Genomic DNA, 24,882 nt, shown 5'->3' with positions numbered 1-24,882 from the left:
TATGTCAACAAATAACGGAAATTCATTTGCTCATAAGTTTTATGGCTCAGTTATGCCAAAAATTTATGGGATTGGTGCCTCAGTAGTAATTTTAGGGGCAATGTTTAAAATCTTGGATTGGACAGGTGCTTCACTAATGATCGGTGTGGGGCTTTCAACTGAGGCCATTATTTTCTTTCTATCTGCTTTTGAACCCAAAGCAAAAGAGCTTGATTGGAGCAAAGTCTACCCTGAATTGGAAGATGAAAGTGCTCCAGCACAGGGACGTAAAAGTAGAGTTGTGGCCAGTACAGGCGATGGTGTTTCACAACAATTGGATAAAATGCTGTCTGATGCTAAAGTGGGGCCTGAGTTAATCGAAAGCTTAGGGAAAGGATTGGATAAGTTGGCCAAGTCTACAGAGAAGATGGGTGAGGTATCTGATGCGGCTGTAGCCACTTCTGAATACGCAGAGAATGTGAAAGCTGCATCAAAAACTTTAGTTGATATCAACCAATCATACAGTAAAACAGCAGCAGCTTTGTCTGAAATGTCTTCCGCATCCCAGGATGCAAAAGAGTATCATGGACAGGTCGTAGCTGTAACCAAAAATCTATCTGCATTGAATGCAGTTTATGAATTGGAATTGCAGGATGCTAACAGTCATGTTAAAGTTCTTAATAAATTCTATTCTAACGTTACCGCAGCTATGGAAGGCTTGAATGAGGCAGGTAAAGAAACTGAAGCATTCAAAGCTGAACTGGCTAAATTGAACAAGAATGTTAGCTCTCTCAACAATGTATATGGTGGTATGTTGACTGCCATGAAGGGTTGAGGTTAAATTTTTCTTAGAACTTTAATTTAACTGGATATATGGCCGGTGGAAAAGAAACGCCACGGCAGAAGATGATCGGGATGATGTATCTCGTTCTGACTGCTCTTTTGGCATTGCAAGTAAGTAATCAAATATTACAAAAATTCATTTTGTTGAATGATGGATTGGAGAGAACTTCCAAGAACTATATTCAAAAGAATGAATTTACAGTAAGTTCAATACAAAGTACGGTGGAACAGCAAGGCAATAATGCTAAAGATGTTCCTAAGGTAGCAGCAGCTCAAGAAGTAAGGGAAAAGACGGCAGAGGTCTTTGCTTACTTGGAAAGCTTAAAGCAGGAACTTATCACCAGCTCCAATGCGCTGAATGATGAAGGACAGTTTCAGAATAGTGCCCTAAAGAATACTGATATTCCAGGTAATATCTTTAATAACAATAAGAAGGGCTATGAAATGCAGGAAAGGCTCAATGCATATCCTGAAGAGGTTTCAGCTATATTAAGTGGTTTGGATATTCCCTTGACCTTTGATAAGATTGCTAAGGATGCCAATGAGATCGATTTGTTCAAAAATGATCCCGATGTTAGTTATAAGGATTTCGTGAACTTGAATTTCGTAAAATCTCCAGTAGGGGCGGTACTAGCGATTATCAGTCAATATCAAAATGAGGTTTTGAATATTGAATCTGAGGCACTTTCAGCAATAACTAGCTCTTTGGGTTCGTTTTATTTCAAGTCGGATGTATTTGAGCCAATGGTTTCAGCTAATTCAAATATTGTAGCTGCAGGTACTAAGTTCGAAGGGAGTTTGTTTATCGCTTCTTCATCCTCTTCTGTACAGCCAAAAATGACGGCAAATGGAGCTGAAATTCCTGTAGAAAATGGCTTTGGTCAAATTAGTTTTCCTGTAACTCCTGCTGGTAGCTATGATGACAGAGGATTGGCCAAAAAGACATTTACTGGTGAGGTGGTGATCAATATCAATGGTACGGATAGTGTAATGCCATATTCCTATGATTATTATGTGGCTAATCCAACTATTGAAGTTACTGCAGAAGCCATTCAGCAGTTGTATGCAGAATGTGCGAATGAATTGAGTATTAAGGTACCTGCTTTGGGTAATAATTATGCTCCTGAATTTGCCATCAGTAATGGACAGGCAATCAAAGGGAGCAAACCAGGTGATGTAACTATCATTCCTGGAAGTTCTGGAAAGGTAAATATTGGAGTAAGCAGTGGTGGAGTGAAAATAGGTACTAAGACCTATGATATTAGGCCAGTTCCTGCGCCGACAATTAGACCTTTTGATGCTAGGGGCGAAATTGATTTAAGTACTCCATACCCTGCTCCGGGTCCTTCGACTTTGATGATCAAAGCTATTCCAGAACCAACCTTTGGAAGAACGATGCCTAAAGACGCCAAATTTGAAGTGACTGGTGGAGTTGTCAAATTGTTAAGAAATGAAGTGCCAAGGGATCAGGTGAATATCACTGGTGAAAATGTTTCTATCAGAAATCTGCTAGCAGCGGCTAGAACAGGAGATAGATTGGTGATTCAGGTGACTGAGGTGACTAGAACGAATTTTAGAGGTAATAAAATTAGGAGTACTCAGAATGAAATTATGAGCATTGCTATTAAGTAATTCAGAGCTGAGACGCTTAAGTTTGAAGAGCAAAAAATATTGTTATGAAACTATTTAATAAAATCTTTGGATCGCTGCTGGTTCTACTTGTTATGGCAAGTGGGGCCGAAGTCCTTGGCCAAGGAGCGGGTGCAACCAGTGTTGACCCTTCCAGCTATGGAGATAGGCAGTTTGAGATAGATACGGTCTTTTCTGCCCACCCAATCAGGGAGGATGACAAAATGTATCAGATAGGTGTTTGGAGAAGGATTGATCTGAGAGAAAAATATAACCATCCTCTTTATGGTACTGGAGATACCAAGAGAAATGGTATCATCAACAATATTTTTAAGGCTGTGGTAGAGGAAAATGCTATTGAGGTGTTTGCAGATGAGAAATTTACAGAACCTCTTTCTATAGCTGATTTCCAGAATAATTTCTGGATTGCTGCCAATGGCGATAGTATTTTCGTGAAAAACCTTTATTATTTGGATCTGAAAGAGGATTTTCTTTTTGATAAGCATCATTCCCAAGTGAAATTTGATGTGAAATATATCCACTTGGTGATGCCTTCAGAGACCAATTCCAATGCAGGACAGAAAACCATTGCTTATATCAGGTATAAAGATTTCTATGAATATTTTAAGGACCATCCTGAGGCGAGATGGATAAATTTTAAGAATACTTCTAAAGATTTGTCCTATAGCCAAGCATTTGATTTGAGATTGTTTAAATCTGTGGTAAGGAAATTCTCTAATGCTGATGATGCCTTGATAGCGGATTTGGTAGATCCTACACATCCAAATCCGGAATTACAGGCCTATCTCAATGGCTTGAAGTTTGAGTATGATCTGTTGGAATTTGAAAATAGCCTTTGGGAATGGTAATTCTTAAGGTAGATGATAAAAAAATAGAGGCTGTAAATATTTACAGCCTCTATTTTTTTATAAATGCTATTATTTTATTTCCCTTGTCTTTACCAATTAATTCAATGATTTCTTCTTCCTTGGCTTCTTTGATATTTTTGATAGACTTGAAATGTTTGAGCAGTTTATTGCTGGTCTGAGGGCCTATGCCATCGATTTCATCTAGTGCTGTTTTAAAGGCATCCTTACTTCTAATATCCCTGTGGAAAGTAATCGCAAATCTGTGGGCTTCATCTCTTATTCTTTGGATCAAGCGAAGGGACTCAGATTTTTTATCGATATGCAAAGGATAAGAGTCCTCAGGGAAATAAATTTCCTCAAGTCTTTTGGCAATTCCTACAACAGGGACCTGTCCGTAGATGCCAATAGCTTTCATGGCTTCCACAGCAGCTGATAGCTGGCCTTTACCGCCATCAATTACTATCAGGTTAGGCAATGACCTGTTTTCATTTAAGAAGCGCTTATAACGTCTTCCGACTATTTCTGTCATACTTGCAAAATCGTCCGGACCTACCACTGTTTTAACATGGAAATGTCTATATTCTTTTTTGGCAGGTTGGCCATTGATAAAGCATACCATGCTGGCAACGGGATAGGCTCCTTGGATATTGGAGTTGTCAAAACATTCGATGTGCTCGGGAATGTCTTTGAGAGACAGGTCCTTCTGGAGTTGGATGAGGACACGGTTCTTTTTTTCTTTGGCCTTGCCACTTAGTAATGCCTTTTCCTTTTTGTAATACATGGCATTTTTAAGGGAAAGCTCAATTAATTTACGTTTATCGCCAATTTTTGGAACGACTAAGTGCAGTCCCTCAATTGGTTCTTCAAGGGGGATATTACTGATGATTTCTTTGGAGTCGCTTTGGAATTGGTCTCTTAATCGGAAGAGTGCTGTTAATAATAGCTCCAGATCAGTTTCATCCAGTTTCTTTTTGAGTTCTACGGTTTTGGTTATATGAATTGCGCCATTTTTAATTTTGAGGTAATTTACAAAGGCGAACTTCTCATCCGAAACAACAGTGAAAACATCCAAACTGGTGATTTGGGGATTAGCTACAAGGGATTTGGCCTGGTATTTTTCCAGCAATTCCAATTTGTCCTTAAATCGCTGCGCCCTTTCAAATTGTAGGTTTTCCGCGGCCTCTTGCATTTTTGCTTTAAAGAAGGCCCTTGGAATCCCTAAGTTTCCTTTGAGGATGTTCTTGGCATGGTCTATATCCTTCATATAGTCCTTTTCACTCTGAAGGGCCTCACAGGGGCCTAGACAGTTGCCAATATGGTACTCCAGGCATACCTTGTAATTTTGTTCGGCGATCTTGTAAGGGTTGAGGTCAAGTTTGCAAGTTCTTATTGTAAACAGGCTTCTAATTAATTCCAAGACATTGTTCATGGCTTTTACACTTGCAAAAGGGCCATAGTAGGTGCCTTTGGATGGGATTATTTTTCTAGTTGGGTAGATTTGGGGGAAGTGTTCATTGGTTAATAGCAGGTATGGATATGTCTTGTCATCCTTAAGTAGGATATTGTATTTGGGTTGGGATTTTTTTATCAAGTTGTTTTCCAAAAGAAGTGCATCAAATTCGGAGTTCACCATGGTGAACTCTATTTTATTGATTTCCCTGACCATTCTTTTGGTTTTGAGGTTGAGACCAGCACTTTTTACGAAATAGCTGCTTACTCTTTTCTTTAAGCTTTTGGCCTTGCCCACATAGATAAGCGTCCCCTCATCATTAAAATATTTATAAACTCCGGGTGAATCGGGAAGTTTCAGATATTCATCACGATTGTATGATGGTGTTTGCATAATAACAAATATAAAAAAGCAGCTCACCGACGCGAGCTGTTTTTAACTTTTTTAAAGTGTCAATTATAGAATAGCTTGCTTAAAAATCATTGCTGCTTCTATCGTAATCAAAGTCTGAATAGTCATCTGTTTTAAGATTGTATTCGTTACAGTTCAGCTCAACACTTAACGGTCTTTCAGGTTTTTGGAATGGACCTTTGGTGATTCCTAAGCTGGGGTCGTTATAAACCTTTGTCATGTATTTGACCCAGATAGGGCGGGCTGTTCTGGCCCCTTGACCACTAATCCAACTTCTAAAGTGTACAGCACGATCATCACCTCCAACCCAAACACCACTAACCAGGTCTTTGCTGAGTCCAATATACCAGCCATCTGATGCATTTTGTGTAGTCCCCGTCTTTCCTCCTAATTCATTGTCTGTTCTTAGACTCATCGGAATGCCTTGGCTAGTACCACCTGTTTCCTCAAAGCCTCCCATAAGCATATGTAGCATCAGATAGGCATGCTCTTCGCTCATAGCTGGTTTTTTCCTAGCTGGGAATTGGTGTAAAACATTGCCATTCTTGTCTTCAATCCTGTCGATATAATAGGGCCTAATGTGTTCTCCTTTATTGGCAAAAGTACCCATGGCTCCTACCATCTCTAATATAGAAACATCACTGGTTCCTAGCGCCAATGCCGGTACAGGATCCAGTTCACTGGTGACACCCAATCGATGTGCTGTTTCTACTACTACCTCAGGACTTATTTGTTTCATCATATAAGCAGTGATGGAGTTGATAGACCTTGCCATGGCCTGCCTAATAGTCATTTTTTCATAAGAGAATTTTCCATCCGCATTGCTAGGTATCCAAGCTGGTTGGCCGGGGATATTGATTTCTACAGGCTGATCGACTACGGTATAGCAAGGGCTATAGCCGTTTTCAATGGCTGCAGCATAAACAAAAGGCTTAAAGGTGGAGCCAGGCTGTCTTTTTCCTTCTCTAACATGATCATATTTAAAGTACTTGTGATTTAAACCACCCACCCAAGCTTTGATGTGTCCAGTGTGGGGGTCCATGGAGACAAAACCAGTTTGAAGAAAGGTCTTGTAATATCTTAGGGAATCCATGGAGCTCATAAGGGTATCGATTTCACCTTTCTCCCATGAAAAGACTTTCATTTTTTTCTTTTCATTGAGCTTTATGTCAATTGAATCGGAACCTGCCCCATATTTATTGGCTAATACCCGATATGCTTCGGTCCTTTTGATCATGGTTTCTAGGAAGTTAGGGATCACCTTGCCATTACTGTCAATCCATGGTTCTCTTCCTCTAAGTTCTTGCTTAAATTTGGCCTGAAGTTCCCTCATATGCTCATCCACTGATTCTTCTGCATATTTTTGCATACGGCTATCAATGGTAGTGTAAATCCTTAATCCATCTCCATACAGGTCGTATGGTTTACCGTCTACCTTTAAGTTTTCATTAGTCCATTTGATCAGGTCGGCTTTAACAATTTCTCTGAAATAAGTGGCCAGACCACGGTTGTGACTTTCTACATTATAGTCCAGTTCAAGAGGTAAGGAAGAAATAGAATCATATTCTGCATTACTGATGTAATCATATTTTCTCATTTGGTTGAGCACCGTGTTTCTTCTCCTAAGAGAGTTGTCAGGATTATAAACCGGGCTATAATAAGTAGGGGCCTTGAAGAGTCCTACCAAAACCGCGGATTCTTGAACAGCAAGATCTTTTGGAGCTTTGTTAAAGAAAGTCTTGGCTGCAGTTTTGATGCCAAAGGCATTACTTCCAAACTCTGAAGTGTTCAGGTACATAGTAATGATTTCATCCTTAGTGTAAGCTTTTTCCAGTTGGGTCGCTACTATCCATTCTTTGGTTTTTATAATGAGCATGCGGAGACCGGGTATGCTGCTGAGTGACCCTTGAGATTCTGCTCCCCTGGTTTTGAATAGGTTTTTGGCTGTTTGCTGGCTGAGTGTACTTCCTCCACCTGCGCTACTTTGTCCAAGTAAGATGGTCTTGAAAAATACCCTGGCCAATCCTTTTAAATCAATACCTGAGTGATCTTCAAAACGAATGTCTTCCGTAGCCATCAATGCTTGGATCAAATTGGGCGAAAGCTCATTGTATTTTACAGGAGAGCGATTTTCTCTGTAGTACTTCCCTAGCAATACTCCATCTGCTGAATATAACTCGGATGCTAGTTCGCTATCGGGATTTTCTAGTGTTTTAAAATCAGGAAGGTCCCCATATAATCCCAAAAAATTAACACTTACTGACCATATAAATATTACAAGACTCAAGAGTCCTACAAAAAAAATAATCCAAAGTGACTTCACTATCTTACCTGCAAAACTGCTACTTTTCGTGGTTTGTTTCTTTTTACTCATGACTTTATTGATAAGAAGCTTTGTAAAAAGCTTCATATTCCGCGATGTCTTTCCTTTTGTTTAACTGTTGAAAGTTTTCTAATGAAATTACAAAACTACTCTTTTTTATTTCCTCTGATAAAGCTTGTGAATTAAATTCTGCTAAGAACTTATTTCTATAATCCAATGCCTTGGCTGCGTTGGAAAAAGGACTTACCAAAACAATAGCATATTCCCTTGTAAATGCTAAACTGCCCGTCCTCAATCTTGAATTGGGGTAGTTCTTGTTATGAAAATTTTCCATTTCGGCAGTTAGATTTTTTGATTTATCGATTTGCTCTGGAGCTACTGCCAAGATAAATATATGCGTTTGGTCAGGGTTTAGTTTATAAATAGTTTCTTTTTTGAGACTATCTGTATTCGTTGTTGCTTCTGGTTTTGGATCTTGATTGGCTAGTGAATCTGTAGTGGCCAATTTGTCTTTGTTGGCTGTCTGTTCAGTTTCTGTTTCGCCTGTCAAGGCTATAAGCATATTCCTTGCCATTTTTTCCAAATCATCACTTTTGGTAGTGCTTATGTATTGCTCTAATCTTTTTTGGTAGATTTCCCGATCATCCATTTTTCCTGTGACCATGATGTCAAGCAGTAATAGTTTGTCTGTTACCGGGGTTAGAGGATAATTGTCCAGGGTGCTGCGGATAATTTGCCTCGACTGCATATAGTCACTTGATAGATAGAGATCATAAGCTTTGCTATAATTTGCTGAAGCATTTTTGTTGGCAATGGTGCCTGAAGACTTATCCACAGGGTTGTTGACAGACTTGGTAAAAGGAGATGATGGAAATTCCTTGTTTAATTTATTGGCATAGTAATCTGCATTGCCCCCCGTCTCTTGCTCTATTAAGTATAAAGTGTAATATGCTTCTGGCATCTTATCCGAATCTGGATATTTTTGAATAAGGTCATGCAAGTATTCCCTTGCCATATCCGGCCTTGACAAATCGAAAAACAATACTTTTCCTAGTTCAAAATAGGCATTTTCCAATTCATCATTAAGTAGCGCAATGGCATTTTCGTCTTTTGGAATATTGGCCAGTAGGCTTTCTTTGGATGGGAGTGAAGAACTGATTTGGGCACTTATGTCTTTGGTCTCCACAGTATCAGTGCTTGTTTCGGTATTGCCGATTCCAGCGCCAGCCTGATAACCACTGGACTTTCTTCTCCAGTCATCAGCAAGGGCTCTATTTCCCCAGCTTCTGAAAAACTCAATTTCCCCTTGCTGTATTGCGGTAGGATTGTCAAAATAAAACGAAGCTACAGATGTATTTCCTCCGAAAGCCAAGAGATTATTGAAAATACTTGCACTTTTTTTGTCGGCTTTTTTCTCAGCTTCAGCCAAAAGCCTGGCTTCTTCTCTTTCGAGGTATTTGTCTGCGATTTGTTCTTGCTGTGCAGGGCTTAAGCGACTTAAGGCAATTAAGCTGTCGTTTTTTTGGATGATTTCATAGTTGAAGGTGAAATTATCCAGGACTTCTTTTTTGTTTAGCAGGGCATTATAGCTGTTGTCTGTCGGTTTGAAATATTGTAAAGCACTGTCTAGATAGTATTTGGAGGATTGGTAATCTTCTTTTTGATCGAAATATACTTCAGCTAATTTCTGATAGATATAGCCTTTTTGTTTATTGTTTTTTCCCTGTTCTTGTGCTGCTTTGTGTAGGAGCCGGATAGCTTCAGCTGTTTGATTTTGCTTTAGCTCAAACAGGGCTTTTTCATAAAGCACTACATCTCTTAGGTCAATGTTTTTTCTGTTTTTGTACAGTTCATCATAATAGGCACGTACTTTTTTGAAATCCTTACTTTTTTCTAATTCCGCAACTTGCTGAGAGTACAATTGGGCGAAAAATGCCCTTTCATAGGGTGGATTGCCATCCTTGGCATTTTGATAATAGGAATAAGCTTGTGCATCGAAGCCTGCTCTTTGGTATAACTGTGCCAAAGTGAAATACAGTCTAGAGGATTCTTTGGAATCCGAGGTGTGTTCCAATGTCTTTTCCAAGGCAGCGATCAAGCCGTCCTTTTCGTTTCTTACCTCATAATAATAGGCCAAGGTTTTGTAAAGGAGCCTTTTGTTCTCTTTACTAATTTCTTCTTCCTTGGAAAGGAAATCAATGACATATGCTGCATTATCAAATTTTCGTTGATCTATAAAGATTCTCAACAACTGAACGAGGGCCCTATGTCTGACTTCATTGTTTTTGCTCTCTACGTTAAGGTATTTGAAGGTATTTATGGCATCGTCGGTTTGGGCCTCGTAATAATCTATCAATCCAATGAGATAATAGCTGTCATCCACCCAGTTACTGATCCGGTGCCAATCGATAGCCTTGGCGGCCAATTCACGGGCCTCTTCTAAAGTTTCTTCATTTTGATCCACTGTAGTACTATCAATGGGCAAGAATACAGGCAGTACTTGGCTATAATCTTCTTGGTAAGCTTCGGTGAATTTTTTTTCAGCTTCATTAATTTTTTCCTTTGCAAGAAAATAGGCGTTGAAATGAGCCGTTACGTTATGGTATAAGCGATTGGTAAAAGTGTCTTTTTGAGAGGAGCACCCAATGGCGATGATCATTAAAAAGATGAATAAATAGGAATGATTTCTCACTTTCGCATTTTCATTATTGTTATAAAATCCCAAATTAGTGCTTTTGAATCAATAATGTAAACGCTACGGTTTAATATTATATTTTTGTAACTTAATATATTGGGAAAATAACAAACACTTGAGCCTACAACAGAAGATTAGAAAATGGATTGATAATAAGTACCTCTTCGTAATCAGAAGGGAAGAGGACTTTTCGGTGATCACTTCTTTAAGTATCAATAAGATTAAACTCGGTTTTATCCTAGTTTTTACCTTATTGTGTTTTTTCTTGATTTCCTTGATCATGTCCAAAACGATTTTAGCGAGTTGGTTTGATCCAGCATATCAAGAATCGGAAAATATGAAAAGGATTTTTGCACTTTCACAGACTGTTGATTCATTGATGGTGGAGGCTGAAGCAAAAGACAAGTATATAAAAAATATTCAGCAGATTATAGCAGGTGAAAATATAGCAGATTCATCTATCGTTGCAGTGGATGATTCAATAAATCAAAATAGTACGGCTTTCAGCGCCCCAAAGGAGGAAGAGTTGTTTAAAAAGGGCGAAGCTTCCCAAAAGGTGATTGACGAATTTGAGACCATGCCTCCAGGAGAGGGGAGCTTTGAGCGAATTTCAAGCAGCTCTTTTACGGAGACTTATTTTTTTTCACCGCTTACAGGAGTGGTGACCAGTAGCTTTGATCTGGCCAAGGACCACTTTGGAGTGGATTTGGTGTCAGAAGAAAACGAGCCAGTTAAATCTGTTGCAGACGGAACGGTGATCATTGCTAGTTGGACTTTGGAGACTGGTTATGTTATCGGGATACAGCATTCGAACGAATTGATTTCGATATATAAGCATAATTCGGTATTATTGAAGTCAGTAGGAGAGCCAGTAAGCGGCGGGGAGGTCATTTCTGTAGTGGGGAATACAGGTGAACAAACTACAGGACAGCATTTGCATTTTGAACTATGGTATAAGGGGAATCCTTTAAATCCACAAGAATTTATAACCTTCGATTAAAAATGTTTACTAAAGCAGAAGAAAAAAAATCAGTAGCGGAGATGGTAAACTCCAGTAATGTAATTGCCAAAGAAACCACGATAAAGGGGGATATTATTACTTCCGGTAATATTAGAATTGAGGGCACGGTAGAAGGGACGCTGAATTCCAAAACTAAAATTGTTATTGGTGAATCGGCACTTCTGGAAGGAAATATAGAGACCAAAGAAGCGGAGATCGCAGGCCGAATAATTGGTACCGTAAAATGTAATGAAATCTTGTTTTTGAAGAAAACAGCTGTGATTGATGGTGATATATACACCAAAAAGCTGATCATAGAAAACGGAGCGGTCTTCAATGGACTTTGTAAGATGAATGAAATGGAAGCCGGAGATCCTGTAAGTGGGGGATTAAAGAATGGTGTCGTCAAAGAGGAAAAAGTAGGGACAAGAAAAGGGAAAGAAGTTGTCGCAGGATAATTACCCTGGATATGTAAAGTATATTGGCCTTGCCTTTCAGATGTGCGCCATCATTGGATTGGGAACCTGGGTAGGTCTAAAGGTGCAAGAGCGAAGCCAAATGAAATTCCCTGTTTGGCTTCTTCTTTTTTGTTTTGTGTCCATCTCCATTGCTTTTTACAGTTTATTTAAATCCATGAAACAGGATTAGAGCGGAAACCCAAAATATTGTTTTATTTTTGCGGCCAATAAAAATTAATAGAAATGAGGTTTATTAAGTCGCATATAGGATCATTGGTGGTGCTGACCCTATTTATTGTAGTTTTGACCTTAATGCTACAATATTTCTTGCCCAGCCTGATTCATCCCCGGGTTTGGCAGATTATTATTTTTTATTTTGTGCTGATGTTGTTGAGTGGGCAGTTGATTCAATTCTTGCTAAAACAATCAGAAGAAAATTCTGTAGCGATAACCCTGGGGGCTACTATTCTGAGGTTTTTGGCCAGTTTAATTTTTATTGCTATTGTGCTTTTTACCAAGTTAGATGCTAAGATTTTGTTTTTTGCTGACTTCTTTGTGATCTATTTGTTGTATTTGTTGTTTGATATATACAGCTTAATAACTAACTTGCGCCCTCATTCTAAGTAGGTCTATAATAAATTAGTTGATGTTTCGTAAGTTTCTGTGCATAAGCACCTTGTTATCAGTGTTTTTACTGGTAGTTTCAACTGCGACTTTTGCCTCTTCTGAGGAAGGCGGAGAAAATAAGACAGGTTTCATCATGCACCATATTAAGGATTCGCATGAATGGCATTTTGCTACAATGGGCCATACCCATGTGACTTTGCCTTTGCCTGTGATTATTTATTCAGCTGATCGTGGGCTTGAGTTTTATTCCTCTTCGGATTTTCAAGATCACGAAACGCATAAGTTCGGGGTTGAACACAATGGTTATTATATCAATGAACACGATAAGCTACATGCTGTAGATGAAAATAGATCTTATATTGATCTATCGATTACTAAGAACGTGGCGATGCTAATAATAGTTCTTGTAGTTGTGTTTTTCTTGGTGTTTTCTGCGGTTAGTAACTACAAAAAGAATCCAAACGGAGCGCCAAAGGGAGTTGCTTCCTTTATTGAGCCTTTGGTTTTATTTGTAAGAGATGAAGTGGCCAAGCCAAACATCGGGCCGAAATACAAGAAATTTACTCCTTATTTATTGACCATATTTTTCTTTATCTGGATAGGTAATTTGCTTGGTTTGGTGCCTGGAGCAGCTAACCTGACAGGTAATATTGCGGTGACAATGACCTTAGCGGTATTCACCTTTTTTGCTACCAACCTTAATGGAAACAAAGATTACTGGAAGCACGTAGTGGCCACACCTGGGGTGCCTTTGCCGCTTCTTATAGTAATTGTCCCAGTAGAAATTATCGGTTTGTTTACTAAGCCGTTTGCCTTGATGGTCCGACTTTTTGTTGCGATCACTGCGGGTCATATTGTAATCCTTAGTTTCATCGGTTTGATCTTCGTTTTTGAATCTTATGCAGTAGGTGTAGCGAGTACTGTGATGGTAGTGTTCATCAATTTGATCGAATTGTTGGTGGCCACTATTCAGGCCTATGTATTTACTTTGTTCTCTGCGATGTACATTGGTTCAGCGGTAGCAGAACATCATGATCATTAAATTTCTTTGTTCAATTTATAAATAATAACACGTATGTTAACTTCATTATTATTGACTGCTGGCATCGCCCTTTTGGGTGCTGGTATCGGTGCTGGAATTGTAGCGATAGGCGCAGGTCTTGGTATCGGTAGAATCGGTGGTCAGGCTATGGAAGGTATTGCAAGACAACCTGAAGCAGCTGGTAAAATCCAAACTGCCATGTTGATTATTGCAGCCCTTATTGAAGTGGTTTCCCTATTTGCGGTAGTAGTTTGTCTACTTATTGCTCTTAACGAGAACATCACATTCTAAGAAGTACAAAGATTGGGGGCAAATGTTAGGTTTGTCCCCTCCTTTTAAAATTTGGACAAAACAAATTAAAATTTAATAGAGATGGATCTTATAATTCCTGGTTCTGGATTAATCATTTGGCAAATTATTGGTTTTGGGATTTTGTTAATTATCCTAGGTAAATTTGCTTGGAAACCAATTCTTTCTGCTCTGGAAGAGCGTGAAAGTGCCATCGAGGGAGCGCTTAAGGCAGCTGAGAATGCTAGAAATGAAATGGCTAACCTTAAAGCTGAAAATGAAAAGTTGCTTCAGGAAGCAAGACTTGAGAGAGATCAGATTTTGAAATCTGCCAATGAGACTTCTGCCAAACTTATCGAGCAGGCAAAAGAAGAGGCTTCAGCTGCGGGTGCAAAGATGATTGAAGATGCGAAAGCGGTAATTGAAACAGAGAAAAAAGCGGCTTTGTCTGAAGTGAAAAACCAAGTGGCTTCATTGGCTTTGGACGTAACCGAGAAATTGTTGCGTAAAAATCTAGATACTGAAAAAGAACAGAAGGAGTTGGTAGAAGAGTTTGTAAAAGATCTTAAGTTAAATTAACCAAAGCAAATGTCAGCAAAAAGAGTCGCTTCTCGATATGCTAAGTCTTTGATAGAATTGGCAGTAGAAAAGGGAGTACTGGAAGAAGTACACCAAGACATGCAAGAGTTCCTTTCTTTGGTTGCGTCTAGCAGGGAATTTGGGCTTTTGTTGAAAAGTCCAATTCATAAATCAGAAACAAAGCTTAAAGTGATTAAGGAATTGTTTTCTAAATCATCCCAAGAGCTTACCTTGTCTTTTTATACTATCTTGTCTAAGAAGAACCGAGAAAATATATTGCCAGAGATAGCAAGCGAATTCCATGAACAATATAATAATCATATGGATATTCAAGTAGCAGATCTGACAACCACTTTCAAAATAGATGATGCTATGAGAAAGAAATTCGAAGAAGCTGTCAAAGAAATTTCCGGAAGAAGCAAGGTGGAATTGGTAGAAAAGATCGATAAAGATATTATTGGGGGATTTGTGTTGAAAGTCAATGATCGTCAATTAGATGAAACCATGGCCAGTAAGCTTAAAGCCCTTCGTTTAGAGTTTTCGAATAATCATTTCGAAAAACAATTTTAAAATAACATAGCAGAAACTATATAACTATATTCAAGAATGGCAGAAGTAAGACCTGATGAAGTTTCGGCGATATTGAGAGAACAACTCTCTGGCGCTAAAACTGAAGCTGAACTGGAAGAAGTAGGTACCGTCCTACAAGTTGGTGATGGTGTAGCCAGAATTTACGGACTATCAAAAGCCCAATCTGGTGAGTTGCTTGAGTTTGATAATGGACTTAAAGCAATGGTACTTAACCTAGAAGAAGACAATGTTGGTGCAGTACTTTTCGGCGACTCAAAAGGAGTTAAAGAAGGTGATACTGTAAAGAGAACCAAACAAATTGCCTCTATCAAAGTAGGTGAAGGCATGTTGGGTAGAGTAGTAGATACCCTTGGTCAGCCAATCGATGGTAAAGGACCTTTAGAAGGAGATCTATACGATATGCCATTGGAACGTAAAGCTCCTGGTGTAATCTATCGTCAGCCGGTAAATGAGCCTCTTCAGACAGGTATCAAGTCTATCGATGCCATGATTCCAATTGGACGTGGACAGAGGGAATTGATTATCGGTGACCGTCAGACAGGTAAAACTGCTGTGGCTATCGATACCATTCTTAACCAAAAAGAATTTTATGATAAGGGAGAGCCTGTTTTCTGTATTTATGTAGCCATCGGTCAGAAGGCTTCTACAGTAGCAGGTGTGGTGGCAGCTTTGGAAAAAGGAGGAGCCCTTCCATATACAGTAGTAGTTTCTGCTTCTGCGGCTGATCCAGCTCCTATGCAGTTCTTTGCGCCATTTACTGGTGCTGCTATAGGTGAGTTCTTCAGAGATACTGGACGCCCTGCTTTGGTGGTTTATGATGACCTTTCTAAGCAAGCCGTAGCTTACCGTGAAGTATCTCTACTTCTTAGAAGACCTCCAGGACGTGAAGCATATCCTGGTGATGTATTCTACCTTCACTCAAGATTGTTGGAGAGAGCAGCAAAAGTGAACTCTTCTGATGCAATTGCTAGAGAAATGAATGATCTTCCTGAGTCTATCAAACCATTGGTAAAAGGCGGAGGATCTTTGACTGCCCTTCCAATTATTGAAACTCAAGCAGGTGATGTTTCTGCTTATATCCCTACCAATGTGATTTCAATTACTGATGGTCAGATTTTCTTGGAAACTAACTTGTTTAATGCTGGTATCCGTCCTGCTATTAACGTTGGTATTTCCGTATCAAGGGTAGGAGGTAATGCTCAGATCAAGTCAATGAAGAAAGTTTCTGGTACGCTTAAGCTTGACCAGGCCCAGTTCCGTGAACTGGAAGCATTTGCTAAGTTTGGCTCTGACCTTGATGCTACTACCAAGAGAACTATTGAAAGAGGTCGTAGAAACCAGGAGATCTTGAAGCAAAATCAGTACTCTCCAGTAAGGGTTGAACTTCAAGCTGCCATTATCTATGCTTCTACAAAAGGTTTGATGGATGCGGTTCCAGTTGAAAGAGCTAGAGAATTTGAAAAAGAATTCTATAACCTATTGACAAGCCAGTATCAAGATTCATTGACAGCTTTGAAAAAGGGTGATTTGGATACCGCTGGTAAGTTGTTGGAAAAAGCAGCAAAAGAACTTACACCTAAGTACGCAAAATAATTTATATATCCACTTCCCTATTTAGTTAGGGGAGTGGAATCCTATATTCTCTATTAGTAAATATGGCTAACTTAAAGGAAGTAAAAGAAAGGATCAACTCCGTAGTTTCTACTCAGCAAATCACCAAAGCTATGAAAATGGTGGCTGCAGCAAAGCTTAGGAGAGCTCAGGATAAAATTACCCAAATGCGTCCTTATTCTCAGAAATTAACTGCCATTCTAAATAATGTTTCTTCTGGAAATGAGGGTAGTAGCGATTTAGTATATGCTGAAAAGCGCGAGGTAAATAATGTACTTATCGTTCCTGTAACTTCTGATAAAGGCCTTTGTGGTGCTTTCAATACTAATATCATCAAAGCCAGTATGGCTGCCATCAATACTGAGTTTGCAGGAAAAAATATCACAGTGCTTCCTTTAGGGAAAAAGGCGTTGGATATTTTCAAAAAGCAGGATTATCAATTGGTAGATGATTATGCCAATGTATTTGCTGATGTTTCTTTTGATGCGGTGAGAGAGGCTGCTGAGCATGCAATGGAAGGATTTACAGCTGGAACCTATGATAAGGTGGTTTTGGTTTATAATGAATTCAAAAATGTGGCTACCCAAGTGGTTAGAAACGAACAGTTCCTTCCTATGGAGCAAGAAGCTTCTGAAGAAACTTCTACCACTAATGTGGATTATATCATGGAACCATCCAGAGAGTATATTATTCAGGACTTGGTTCCAACTTCATTGAAGATACAATTCTATAAAGCTGTTTTGGAAAGCAACGCTTCTGAACACGGCGCTAGAATGACGGCAATGGATAAAGCAACAGAAAATGCAGGTGAATTGCTGAAGGAGTTAAAATTGATGTACAATAGAACTCGTCAAGCAGCTATTACAAATGAAATACTTGAAATTGTTGCTGGTGCTGAAGCATTGGGAGGCAATTAATAAAATAGAAAGTAAAGCATAAAAAAACTCTCCATGAAAATGGAGAGTTTTTTGTTTTATACATTAACGTGTCTTTCTGCATGGTAGGATGACCTTACCAAAGGTCCAGATTCCACATATTTGAGGCCTCTTTTAAGTCCTTCTTCGCGGTAATGATCAAACAGGTCAGGATGAATAAATTCAGCAACTTCGATGTGCATTTTAGTTGGCTGAAGATATTGACCCAAGGTGAGGATGTCACAGCCGTGTTCAGCAAGGTCATCCATGGCTTTGTAAACTTCTTCTTTAGTTTCTCCTAATCCCAACATGATACCTGTTTTGGTTCTCTTGCCATATTCTTTGGTAAGTTTTATTTGTTCAAGGGATCTGTAATATTTTGCCTGAGGTCTTACCCTACGGTAAAGGCTTTCCACAGTCTCCATATTATGAGAAACTACTTCCTGTCCGCCGTCGATCATCCTGTACAAAGCATCCCAGTTGGATTTGACATCAGGGATTAAGGTTTCAATGGTAGTTTCTGGGGAAAGCTTTTTAGTTTCTACTACCGTTTGATACCATATTTCAGCACCTCGGTCTTTTAGTTCATCACGGTTTACTGAGGTAATGACAGCATGCTTTACCTTCATCAAATGAATGGCTTCAGCAACCCTTCTAGGTTCATCTTGATCATATTCAGGTGGACGTCCTGTTGCTACAGCGCAGAAAGAACAAGATCTAGTACATACATTGCCCAGGATCATAAAGGTAGCTGTACCGGCTCCCCAACATTCACCCATATTGGGACAATTACCACTTTCACAGATAGTATGTAATTTATGTTCATCTACGAGTTTTCTAACACTCGCATATTCCTTACCGACAGGCAACTTAACTCTTAACCAATCTGGCTTTTTGCGTTTTTTGGACTCTTCTGAAATTACGGGTAGTTCAATCATCTCTCTATCTTAACTTAACGCGAAATTAAGGTTTTACACATTCAAAACCAATTTGTACTCTATTTCCTGAAACCATAGAACAAAGTAAAATATACTGATTGGAAAACCTGGCGGTTCTCTACAGTGGGCATGAGTTCTATTTCTTTAGTAAAACCTTCTAATTGATAGCCTAGTTCCACACCAGTGACATTTGATTTAAATACACCAAATTCAAATGATAAAGCCGCTTTTGCATTGGCACCGATGGCTAATTCCGACTCTCCTATGCCTTCAAATAATCTTCCTGGTCCCAAGAAGTAATTTAGTGTTTGGTGAATTTCAGGATCGTATTGGGCCCTGGATACTTCTGTCCTTACGGTAGAATATTCTATATAGTAAGGGGCAATGATTCCAAGAGTAGGCCCTATAGCAGATAGAACGGATATTTGAACGCCTTTTTGGGGTGCTTTTTTGAAGAGTATCAATTCCCTGCCGTATTGTGGTCTTATGCTGTAGAGGTAGTTTGATTTTCCATATATAAAACTATTTCCTAGACCTGTGGTGTATCTGCTCTCCCTGGGATTTTTGACGTTGGCCAACTCTAAAGAAAAAAACTGAAAGTTTTCTTCATTTATTCTGGAGCCAATTTTGAGGTAAAGACCGCCAATAAGGCCCCCGTTAGTGTTTTTATTGACCCCAAATAATATTTCTTTATCATAGTCATAATCACCCGCTTCCCGGCTTTGAGCCATTAAGAAAAGGGGACAGGCCCATAATAGTAATGTTAAAAGATATTTTGTTTCTTTTGCCATATTTCCTAAGAAATTTAACGCTAATTTTGGTGTTTAAGTTAACAAACTATAAATAAAAATAAAGGTTTATGGCTACTATTAAAAGCACCTATCTCGGAAATATCCGGACGGAGGCAGAACATGTACGGTCAGGGAAGCATATTATTACAGATGCTCCTGTCGATAATAATGGTAAAGGGGAGTTTTTTTCTCCAACGGATCTAGTGGCTGCTGCACTTGGAAGCTGTATGGTTACGATTATGGGAATTGTGGCAAATAGGGAGAAGGTGAGCCTTGATGGGTTAAGTTGGGAAGTGACAAAGATCATGAATGATCAACCTAGAAAAATAAAAGAAATCATCATAGATTTTCATTGGGAACAGCCTAATGGAGATAACAAAATTTTACAAAAGCTGAAAAATGCTGCAAGGACCTGTCCGGTGGCCCTTAGTTTATCAGAGGATGTAAAGCAAACAGTGAATTTTAATTTCTAACAAATACATTTTTTTTGTTATTGGATGTAGCATTTTTTTTTGTCTCTCCGTCTTATTAGTAAGCATAGCATAAAAAGCCATTCATTTGGATCAACAATTAATTGAGGAAGCCAAACTGGGTAGACCCAAAGCTTTGGAAACGCTCTATAAGCATTTCTATGGCTATGCTATGAGTATAGGTTTGAGGTATTCGAATTCCAGGGAGGAGGCTTGTGAAATTGTCAATGATAGTTTTATGAAGGCTTTTGACCGGTTGGACCAATATTCTGATACCAGTTCATTCAAAGCTTGGTTTAGAAGAATCGTCATTAATACGGCCATAGATAGTTACCGGAAAAATCTGAAGCATTATGCTGCAATGGACATTGAAAAGGCCAGTGCAGAAAGCTACGATCCCAATATCATCGATGAATTGTCGAGGGAGGACATATTAATGGCATTACGGGAATTACCCGAAGTGATGAGGGTGATATTTAATATGTACGAAATAGAGGGCTATTCCCATAATGAGATTGGTGATACGCTTGATATTCCGGCGAGTACAAGTAGGACCTATTTGGCTAGGGCAAAACAAAGATTGAGAAATAAGATAATTGAGTTAAATAAAATAAAAGATGAAGGAGCAATTCGATAAGCGACTTGTGGAGAAGATAAGGAACTCCTTCCAAGATGATGAGGAGGCCTTTGACCCACGAGAGTGGGAAAAATTTTCTCATGCCTACTTTAATAATCCTAAGAAAGGCAGACGAATAGCTTATTGGCCTTTTTGGGTGTCAGGAATTGCAGCTTCTTTGTTGTTGCTTTTCTTCTTCTTGCCTTTTCAGAAGGAAATCGATGAAGGTATGACAGCGTTAAGGGAGGAACCTGCTATTGTGCAGGGCTTAGCCCCAAGAAATATAGATGAAGTTCCTACTGAGATGGATGATGAATCGGTTTTAGATATAGAGTCTAAGCAGCCTTCTTTATCATCAACTAAGCCATCAAGTTCTGAAAGTAAGCTTTCGGAATCGGTTTCTAGCAATGCAGATAGAACAATCTATCAAGAAGTGCAGAATGTTAGCAAAAATAATAGGGATAACATCATTTCTTCTGACTTATTCTCTGACAAATTTGATTTTCCAAAAAATGGCCTGACTCCTGGATATGCTGTTTCGGATGCCAATGCGATGTTGGCAATAACCAGTACCGCTCCTTCAGACGAGATGGAGGAGGAAAAGGCACAGGCTTGGGTAGAGCAATGGAAAAATGGAGAGGAAGAGGAGAAGTCTAATGCTGAGACAATAATTAAACAGGATAAGGATCAAAATCTATTTAGATTGGGGGTTATAGGAGGACCACAATCGGCTTCCAACCAAATATCAGGTATGCAGTTTGGTGGGGGAATTATTTCTGAATTTTCCTTAAATGATAAGCTCAAAATTGATGTCGGGGTGACTTATGCTCGTCAAAGTATAGAGGCCAATAGCAGTGCTGAGCTTCCTGAAGCTATGACGATGAGAGCCTCTATGGCTGCAGATGCCAATTCTTTTACCAATAACTATATAGGGTCAGAATATACACTGAGCTATTCAGGTTTGGATATTCCCATTAATTTGAAGTATAAGGTATTGGACAAAAAGAATACTAATATGTACCTCATCACCGGGCTTTCCAGTATGGTATATCTGGACCAGAAAGGGCGAGAGACATTTTCAGTTGACTCCAAATTCACCAGCAATGCCGTTGGCGATCTTCAGTTTGCCAGTACGGTGCAAGAGTACACGGAAAATTACAGTCCAATCTCTGGTGATTCAAATGTGGATTTGGGCAAAATGCTTAATCTGTCCTTTGGGTATGAATATAATTTAACGAATGGTACCTTTCTTTCTATTGAACCGTTCTATAAACTTCCATTGGGAAGTTTGACTTTCACCAATCAGCAGTTTTCCATAGGTGGAGTGAACCTGAGAATGAATTTTCAATTCAAAAAATAAATTAAACTAACCAACAATGAAAAGATTTTTAACTACTGCTTCAGTTCTCGTGATGAGTGCAATGATGTTTTCTTGCTTGCAAGAGAAAGAGACAGAATTTGAAAAAAATAAGAAGAGAGACGATCTAATTCTTTCAGAATACATTGCTGCGAATGGTATTGAGGCTACAGAGACCACAGCAGGCTATTACTATAAAAAAGATGTGGAGAACGAGGATGGTGCTAGGCTCAACGATGGAGATATTATAGGTATCTATTATGAAATGGAAAGCTTGGATGGTTCTTTTATAGGGGCACATACAGAGGAAGATGGAGATCCTATTCTTTTTCAATATGATATCGAAAGACAAACATTGGCACCGCTTGCCATTAATTTGGCAGTAGGCTTGTCCAATGTTGGGGAAACCTTGACTCTTTATGTGCCATCCTATAATGCTTTTGGGGACTTTGGTTATGGTCAATTATTCCAAGCCCATACCAATATGGTCATTAAGGTTACTTTCGTTAAAATTTATCCTAAGCAAGAAGTAGATGCAATGGAGGATGATATGATCAATGCTTATATTGCTGAAAATGAACTAGAGGGTTTTGCAATGAAAGAGAGTGGTGTTTACGTAAAGGTGGTAGAGGAAGGTGATGTTTCCACGGATAAAAGCAAGAATGGAAATGATGTTTCATTTACCTATGAACTTTTTCAATTGGGCGAAGAGGATCCCTTCTCAAAAGTGGAAAGCAATCCAATAAGCACAACTTTAGGGCACACTGATAATATGGGCTTCTTAAATATCGGACTCAATGATTTACATAAGGATGCAGAAGTAGAGGTTATTGCGCCGTCAAGTCAAGCATATGAAGGCACAGCTCAAGTTATTCCATTGGAAATTAGAGATGAATACTTTGAGCTAGGCTATTTGACTAGTATAGTTAAACCATTTGAACCGGTATTATTTAAGGCGAAAGTGACTGCAATCAATTAAACTATTATTCAGTATAGTTGTCAAAGCCTTTTGGGATCATTCCAAAAGGCTTTTTTTATTATCGTATAAAGGTCTGACTTGTTTGTTTTATGCGCTTCAATTACCAAATTTGTTCTAAATATAAACCCGAGTAGAATGAGTTATTTATTTGAGAATTTTAAAGGATGGAAGGTCTATTGTGAAGATAGAAAACAGAAGTTGTTTGAGCCGGTCTTAGAGTACGAAATGGACCAAGGTGATAAGTCAGAGGAAGAAATTTGGTCTGGTTTACAGAATGCATTTTCGGTAATGAAGGAGGCTGTCAATACTGGGTTAAAAGATGAAATGAAATCCAGGTCAGGGATGATCAATGATGGTGCGAAGAAAGTATATAATCACCCTTTGGCAGTATTGTCCCCTGAGTTTCAAAAGTTGGTCTCAAGGGCCCTTGCGGCTAAAGAAGTCAATAGTTGTATGGGCAGGGTGGTAGCAGCGCCTACTGCCGGGGCTTCAGGCATATTGCCAGGAACTTTATATACGCTTCAGGAAATCCATCAGCTGGAGGATAAGAAAATTTTGGAGGGGCTTCTGGTAGGTGCTGGAATTGCCTTAGTGATAGAACAAAATGCTAGTCTTGCTGGAGCTGTTGGAGGTTGTCAAGCTGAAACAGGTTCAGCCGCAGCTATGGCTTCAGGAGCAATGGTTTATTGTTTAGGTGGTGATATTGATCAGGTGTTTAACGCAGTAGCGATTACCATTCAATGTACCTTGGGTCTGGTTTGTGATCCTGTAGCAGGTTTGGTGGAAGTACCATGCGTAGTAAGGAATGCCAGTGCGGCAGCGATCGCCAATAGCTCTGCTCAAATTGCTTTGGCGAATGTGAGTGGGGTTATCCCTGTAGATGAATGTGTAGAGGCAATGGGTGAAGTGGGAGCTAGCATGGAAAATAAATATAAAGAAACGGCTTTGGGAGGCTTGGCCGCAACCCTTACAGGTAAAAGTGTGGCCAAGAAGGTGCTGATCAATGATATTGAAATATTACCTGATGATGAATCATCCGATTAAATTATTTAAAAACGGAATGGCCATAAGTCGATTAATGGTCAAGCCAAAGAATAAGGACCAACAAATGGCACTGACGAGCATATAAGAAAAGATCCTTCTCCTCTTTACACCAAAGGATGTCATAACTATAGTACCGCCAATTGGAGTGAGAATTAGTGGGGTGATTGCAGCAACGCCCCACGCTCCAAATTTCTGCCAAATTTGAATGATTTTCCGATTTTTGGAGGAAAATTTCTTGCTTTTTTTTTGAGACTTAGTTGCCCATTTTTCCTTGATCCATTCTCCCAAAAATGTAAATACCAATACACTGGTCATCATTCCTGAGACAGTTACAAATACAATTTCCAGTACGGTGTAATTGGCGGCGGTACCTAGTACCGGTCCGCCTATAAACTTAAACAGGCAGACAATATATATGGCCAAAAACTGTAAAATGTACTCAATCATTATAGTAGAAATATTAAATAGACAGCATAAGCTCCCAGTAACAAGACACCTTCTCCTCGACTTATTTTATATCCTGATCGCATCAAAGGAAAAAGCAGAAGGGTGAATCCTATCATCCAAAGGAAATCACTTTTTAGAAAAAGCTCACTTACTTCAATGGGCTTTATAATAGAAGTAACACCTATTATGGATAGAATGTTCTGCAAATTACTGCCTAAAATATTACCAAGTGCTATATCTGTTTCTTTTTTTATGGCTGCCAAAACTGAAGTCGCAAGTTCCGGTAGGCTTGTGCCAATTGCAATGATGGTTACTCCAATTATCCGTTCGCTGATTCCGTATTCCTTTGCTAAGGTAATGGAATTATTGACCAGTAATTCAGAGCCATAATATAAGCCTACAATACCTGCTAGAACCCAAATAACGGCTTTGAATAGGGGTTCTTTTTTAATTTCTTCAGCATCGTCATTACCAAATTCCTCTAAATCATGATCTACCTTTTTGAAGAGAAACCAATTGACAAGAATTAATAAACCAAAAAGAATAATTCCCTCAATAGTGCTGACGATATTATTGAGTGAGAGTAGATAGAAAAGTATGGCGGAGATTAAAGTAAAACTAAAATCCCATTTTAGTGTATTGGATTTTAATAAAATAGGATATATGATCGCGGTGGTTCCGAGTACCAATGTGATATTAGAAATATTGGAACCAACCACATTTCCAATAGCAATATCATTGGTGCCTTTTAAAGCAGCTGTAATACTTACTAAGAGCTCAGGAGCAGAGGTGCCAAAGGCCACTATGGTCATGCCGATGAGGCTTGGGCTAAGCCCTAGTTTGGCAGCAATGGCCGAAGCTCCGTTTACTAGTATTTGTCCTCCTGTCAATAATATGACAAATCCGATAATCAATAAAAAGTAGATCACTA

The 24,882-nt window shown here is 39.0% G+C and carries 25 protein-coding genes; 18 read left to right on the top strand and 7 right to left on the bottom strand.

What is annotated here, in order from left to right; all coding sequences use genetic code 11:
- The first annotated feature begins 1 nt into the window (after position 1).
- From porL to porN, 3 genes are read left to right on the top strand one after another with little or no spacing between them, the layout of a single operon-like run.
- Positions 2 to 814, top strand: coding sequence for a type IX secretion system motor protein PorL/GldL (porL, locus tag KZP23_RS03460; RefSeq protein ID WP_226334736.1), 813 nt, complete (start codon positions 2 to 4; stop codon positions 812 to 814).
- 38 nt (positions 815 to 852) lie between these two features.
- Positions 853 to 2,454, top strand: coding sequence for a type IX secretion system motor protein PorM/GldM (gene porM, locus KZP23_RS03455; RefSeq protein ID WP_226334735.1), 1,602 nt, complete (start codon positions 853 to 855; stop codon positions 2,452 to 2,454).
- Between the two features lie 44 nt (positions 2,455 to 2,498).
- Positions 2,499 to 3,320 carry a type IX secretion system ring subunit PorN/GldN gene (gene porN / locus KZP23_RS03450; protein ID WP_226334734.1) on the top strand — a complete coding sequence of 274 codons (822 nt, stop codon included), beginning with the start codon at positions 2,499 to 2,501 and terminating at the stop codon, positions 3,318 to 3,320.
- A gap of 49 nt (positions 3,321 to 3,369) precedes the next feature.
- On the opposite strand, the gene uvrC is transcribed toward porN, so the two are convergent.
- From uvrC to porW, 3 genes are all read right to left on the bottom strand, one after another.
- On the bottom strand, positions 3,370 to 5,163 hold the full coding sequence (uvrC, locus tag KZP23_RS03445; RefSeq protein WP_226334733.1) for an excinuclease ABC subunit UvrC: 1,794 nt from the start codon (positions 5,161 to 5,163) through the stop codon (positions 3,370 to 3,372).
- A 79-nt stretch (positions 5,164 to 5,242) separates the two neighbouring features.
- Entirely contained in the window at positions 5,243 to 7,555 is a 2,313-nt protein-coding gene (locus KZP23_RS03440; protein WP_226334732.1) for a penicillin-binding protein 1A, read from the bottom strand.
- 4 nt (positions 7,556 to 7,559) lie between these two features.
- The gene (gene porW / locus KZP23_RS03435) at positions 7,560 to 10,163 is read right to left on the bottom strand and encodes a type IX secretion system periplasmic lipoprotein PorW/SprE (RefSeq protein ID WP_226334731.1); all 2,604 of its coding nucleotides are present in this window, start codon (positions 10,161 to 10,163) and stop codon (positions 7,560 to 7,562) included.
- A gap of 151 nt (positions 10,164 to 10,314) precedes the next feature.
- Here porW and KZP23_RS03430 point away from each other — a divergent pair, with 151 nt between their 5' ends.
- From KZP23_RS03430 to atpG, 10 genes are all read left to right on the top strand, one after another.
- Positions 10,315 to 11,199 (top strand): M23 family metallopeptidase, encoded by an 885-nt coding sequence (locus tag KZP23_RS03430; protein ID WP_226334730.1) that lies wholly within the window; start codon positions 10,315 to 10,317, stop codon positions 11,197 to 11,199.
- Positions 11,200 to 11,201: 2 nt separating this feature from the next.
- The gene (locus tag KZP23_RS03425) at positions 11,202 to 11,657 is read left to right on the top strand and encodes a bactofilin family protein (RefSeq protein ID WP_226334729.1); all 456 of its coding nucleotides are present in this window, start codon (positions 11,202 to 11,204) and stop codon (positions 11,655 to 11,657) included.
- Positions 11,644 to 11,847 (top strand): AtpZ/AtpI family protein, encoded by a 204-nt coding sequence (locus tag KZP23_RS03420; protein ID WP_226334728.1) that lies wholly within the window; start codon positions 11,644 to 11,646, stop codon positions 11,845 to 11,847. The genes KZP23_RS03425 and KZP23_RS03420 overlap by 14 nt, the downstream gene beginning before the upstream one ends.
- 53 nt (positions 11,848 to 11,900) lie before the next feature.
- On the top strand, positions 11,901 to 12,284 hold the full coding sequence (locus tag KZP23_RS03415; RefSeq protein ID WP_226334727.1) for a hypothetical protein: 384 nt from the start codon (positions 11,901 to 11,903) through the stop codon (positions 12,282 to 12,284).
- 19 nt (positions 12,285 to 12,303) lie between these two features.
- A complete protein-coding gene (gene atpB / locus KZP23_RS03410) occupies positions 12,304 to 13,326 on the top strand; it encodes a F0F1 ATP synthase subunit A (protein ID WP_226334726.1) in 1,023 nt (340 codons plus the stop codon).
- A 33-nt stretch (positions 13,327 to 13,359) separates the two neighbouring features.
- Entirely contained in the window at positions 13,360 to 13,617 is a 258-nt protein-coding gene (atpE, locus tag KZP23_RS03405; RefSeq protein ID WP_186753890.1) for an ATP synthase F0 subunit C, read from the top strand.
- An 81-nt stretch (positions 13,618 to 13,698) separates the two neighbouring features.
- Complete coding sequence (locus KZP23_RS03400; protein ID WP_226334725.1) at positions 13,699 to 14,193, top strand: F0F1 ATP synthase subunit B; 495 nt, start codon at positions 13,699 to 13,701, stop codon at positions 14,191 to 14,193.
- A 9-nt stretch (positions 14,194 to 14,202) separates the two neighbouring features.
- A complete protein-coding gene (atpH, locus tag KZP23_RS03395) occupies positions 14,203 to 14,763 on the top strand; it encodes an ATP synthase F1 subunit delta (protein ID WP_226334724.1) in 561 nt (186 codons plus the stop codon).
- 36 nt (positions 14,764 to 14,799) lie between these two features.
- Positions 14,800 to 16,377 carry a F0F1 ATP synthase subunit alpha gene (atpA, locus tag KZP23_RS03390; protein ID WP_226334723.1) on the top strand — a complete coding sequence of 526 codons (1,578 nt, stop codon included), beginning with the start codon at positions 14,800 to 14,802 and terminating at the stop codon, positions 16,375 to 16,377.
- Positions 16,378 to 16,439: 62 nt separating this feature from the next.
- A complete protein-coding gene (gene atpG, locus KZP23_RS03385; protein ID WP_226334722.1) occupies positions 16,440 to 17,312 on the top strand; it encodes an ATP synthase F1 subunit gamma in 873 nt (290 codons plus the stop codon).
- A gap of 56 nt (positions 17,313 to 17,368) precedes the next feature.
- Here atpG and lipA read toward each other — a convergent pair whose 3' ends face one another.
- Both lipA and KZP23_RS03375 read right to left on the bottom strand, forming a co-directional pair.
- The gene (lipA, locus tag KZP23_RS03380; protein ID WP_226334721.1) at positions 17,369 to 18,247 is read right to left on the bottom strand and encodes a lipoyl synthase; all 879 of its coding nucleotides are present in this window, start codon (positions 18,245 to 18,247) and stop codon (positions 17,369 to 17,371) included.
- Between the two features lie 59 nt (positions 18,248 to 18,306).
- Positions 18,307 to 19,038: a hypothetical protein gene (locus KZP23_RS03375; protein WP_226334720.1), complete on the bottom strand. Its 732-nt coding sequence runs from the start codon at positions 19,036 to 19,038 to the stop codon at positions 18,307 to 18,309.
- A 68-nt stretch (positions 19,039 to 19,106) separates the two neighbouring features.
- Here KZP23_RS03375 and KZP23_RS03370 point away from each other — a divergent pair, with 68 nt between their 5' ends.
- The 5 genes from KZP23_RS03370 (at position 19,107) to sdaAA (ending at position 23,504) form a co-directional block, all read left to right on the top strand.
- Positions 19,107 to 19,511 (top strand): OsmC family protein, encoded by a 405-nt coding sequence (locus tag KZP23_RS03370; RefSeq protein ID WP_226334719.1) that lies wholly within the window; start codon positions 19,107 to 19,109, stop codon positions 19,509 to 19,511.
- Positions 19,512 to 19,596: 85 nt separating this feature from the next.
- Entirely contained in the window at positions 19,597 to 20,145 is a 549-nt protein-coding gene (locus KZP23_RS03365; RefSeq protein ID WP_226334718.1) for an RNA polymerase sigma factor, read from the top strand.
- Positions 20,126 to 21,484 carry an outer membrane beta-barrel protein gene (locus KZP23_RS03360; protein WP_226334717.1) on the top strand — a complete coding sequence of 453 codons (1,359 nt, stop codon included), beginning with the start codon at positions 20,126 to 20,128 and terminating at the stop codon, positions 21,482 to 21,484. The genes KZP23_RS03365 and KZP23_RS03360 overlap by 20 nt, the downstream gene beginning before the upstream one ends.
- Before the next feature lie 16 nt (positions 21,485 to 21,500).
- Positions 21,501 to 22,460 carry an FKBP-type peptidyl-prolyl cis-trans isomerase gene (locus tag KZP23_RS03355; protein WP_226334716.1) on the top strand — a complete coding sequence of 320 codons (960 nt, stop codon included), beginning with the start codon at positions 21,501 to 21,503 and terminating at the stop codon, positions 22,458 to 22,460.
- Positions 22,461 to 22,595: 135 nt separating this feature from the next.
- Positions 22,596 to 23,504: an L-serine ammonia-lyase, iron-sulfur-dependent, subunit alpha gene (gene sdaAA, locus KZP23_RS03350; RefSeq protein WP_226334715.1), complete on the top strand. Its 909-nt coding sequence runs from the start codon at positions 22,596 to 22,598 to the stop codon at positions 23,502 to 23,504.
- Here sdaAA and KZP23_RS03345 read toward each other — a convergent pair.
- Entirely contained in the window at positions 23,493 to 23,951 is a 459-nt protein-coding gene (locus KZP23_RS03345) for a hypothetical protein (protein WP_226334714.1), read from the bottom strand. The genes sdaAA and KZP23_RS03345 overlap by 12 nt on opposite strands.
- The gene (locus tag KZP23_RS03340; protein ID WP_226336473.1) at positions 23,951 to 24,880 is read right to left on the bottom strand and encodes a calcium/sodium antiporter; all 930 of its coding nucleotides are present in this window, start codon (positions 24,878 to 24,880) and stop codon (positions 23,951 to 23,953) included. Before KZP23_RS03340 ends, KZP23_RS03345 begins: the two co-directional genes overlap by 1 nt.
- Positions 24,881 to 24,882: the final 2 nt, after the last annotated feature.

The organism is Echinicola marina (assembly GCF_020463795.1).
Lineage (GTDB): Bacteria > Bacteroidota > Bacteroidia > Cytophagales > Cyclobacteriaceae > Echinicola > Echinicola marina.
Note: the sequence above shows the minus strand (reverse complement) of the source record. Positions and strands in the feature narration are given on the sequence as shown.

Coding starts and splice junctions, on each gene's coding strand:
- porL (WP_226334736.1), top strand. CDS start 2: ATGTCAACAAATAACGGAAATTCATTTGCTCATAAGTTTTATGGCTCA.
- porM (WP_226334735.1), top strand. CDS start 853: ATGGCCGGTGGAAAAGAAACGCCACGGCAGAAGATGATCGGGATGATG.
- porN (WP_226334734.1), top strand. CDS start 2,499: ATGAAACTATTTAATAAAATCTTTGGATCGCTGCTGGTTCTACTTGTT.
- uvrC (WP_226334733.1), bottom strand. CDS start 5,163: ATGCAAACACCATCATACAATCGTGATGAATATCTGAAACTTCCCGAT.
- KZP23_RS03440 (WP_226334732.1), bottom strand. CDS start 7,555: ATGAGTAAAAAGAAACAAACCACGAAAAGTAGCAGTTTTGCAGGTAAG.
- porW (WP_226334731.1), bottom strand. CDS start 10,163: ATGATCATCGCCATTGGGTGCTCCTCTCAAAAAGACACTTTTACCAAT.
- KZP23_RS03425 (WP_226334729.1), top strand. CDS start 11,202: ATGTTTACTAAAGCAGAAGAAAAAAAATCAGTAGCGGAGATGGTAAAC.
- KZP23_RS03415 (WP_226334727.1), top strand. CDS start 11,901: ATGAGGTTTATTAAGTCGCATATAGGATCATTGGTGGTGCTGACCCTA.
- atpB (WP_226334726.1), top strand. CDS start 12,304: ATGTTTCGTAAGTTTCTGTGCATAAGCACCTTGTTATCAGTGTTTTTA.
- atpE (WP_186753890.1), top strand. CDS start 13,360: ATGTTAACTTCATTATTATTGACTGCTGGCATCGCCCTTTTGGGTGCT.
- KZP23_RS03400 (WP_226334725.1), top strand. CDS start 13,699: ATGGATCTTATAATTCCTGGTTCTGGATTAATCATTTGGCAAATTATT.
- atpH (WP_226334724.1), top strand. CDS start 14,203: ATGTCAGCAAAAAGAGTCGCTTCTCGATATGCTAAGTCTTTGATAGAA.
- atpA (WP_226334723.1), top strand. CDS start 14,800: ATGGCAGAAGTAAGACCTGATGAAGTTTCGGCGATATTGAGAGAACAA.
- atpG (WP_226334722.1), top strand. CDS start 16,440: ATGGCTAACTTAAAGGAAGTAAAAGAAAGGATCAACTCCGTAGTTTCT.
- lipA (WP_226334721.1), bottom strand. CDS start 18,247: ATGATTGAACTACCCGTAATTTCAGAAGAGTCCAAAAAACGCAAAAAG.
- KZP23_RS03375 (WP_226334720.1), bottom strand. CDS start 19,038: ATGGCAAAAGAAACAAAATATCTTTTAACATTACTATTATGGGCCTGT.
- KZP23_RS03370 (WP_226334719.1), top strand. CDS start 19,107: ATGGCTACTATTAAAAGCACCTATCTCGGAAATATCCGGACGGAGGCA.
- KZP23_RS03360 (WP_226334717.1), top strand. CDS start 20,126: ATGAAGGAGCAATTCGATAAGCGACTTGTGGAGAAGATAAGGAACTCC.
- KZP23_RS03355 (WP_226334716.1), top strand. CDS start 21,501: ATGAAAAGATTTTTAACTACTGCTTCAGTTCTCGTGATGAGTGCAATG.
- sdaAA (WP_226334715.1), top strand. CDS start 22,596: ATGAGTTATTTATTTGAGAATTTTAAAGGATGGAAGGTCTATTGTGAA.
- KZP23_RS03345 (WP_226334714.1), bottom strand. CDS start 23,951: ATGATTGAGTACATTTTACAGTTTTTGGCCATATATATTGTCTGCCTG.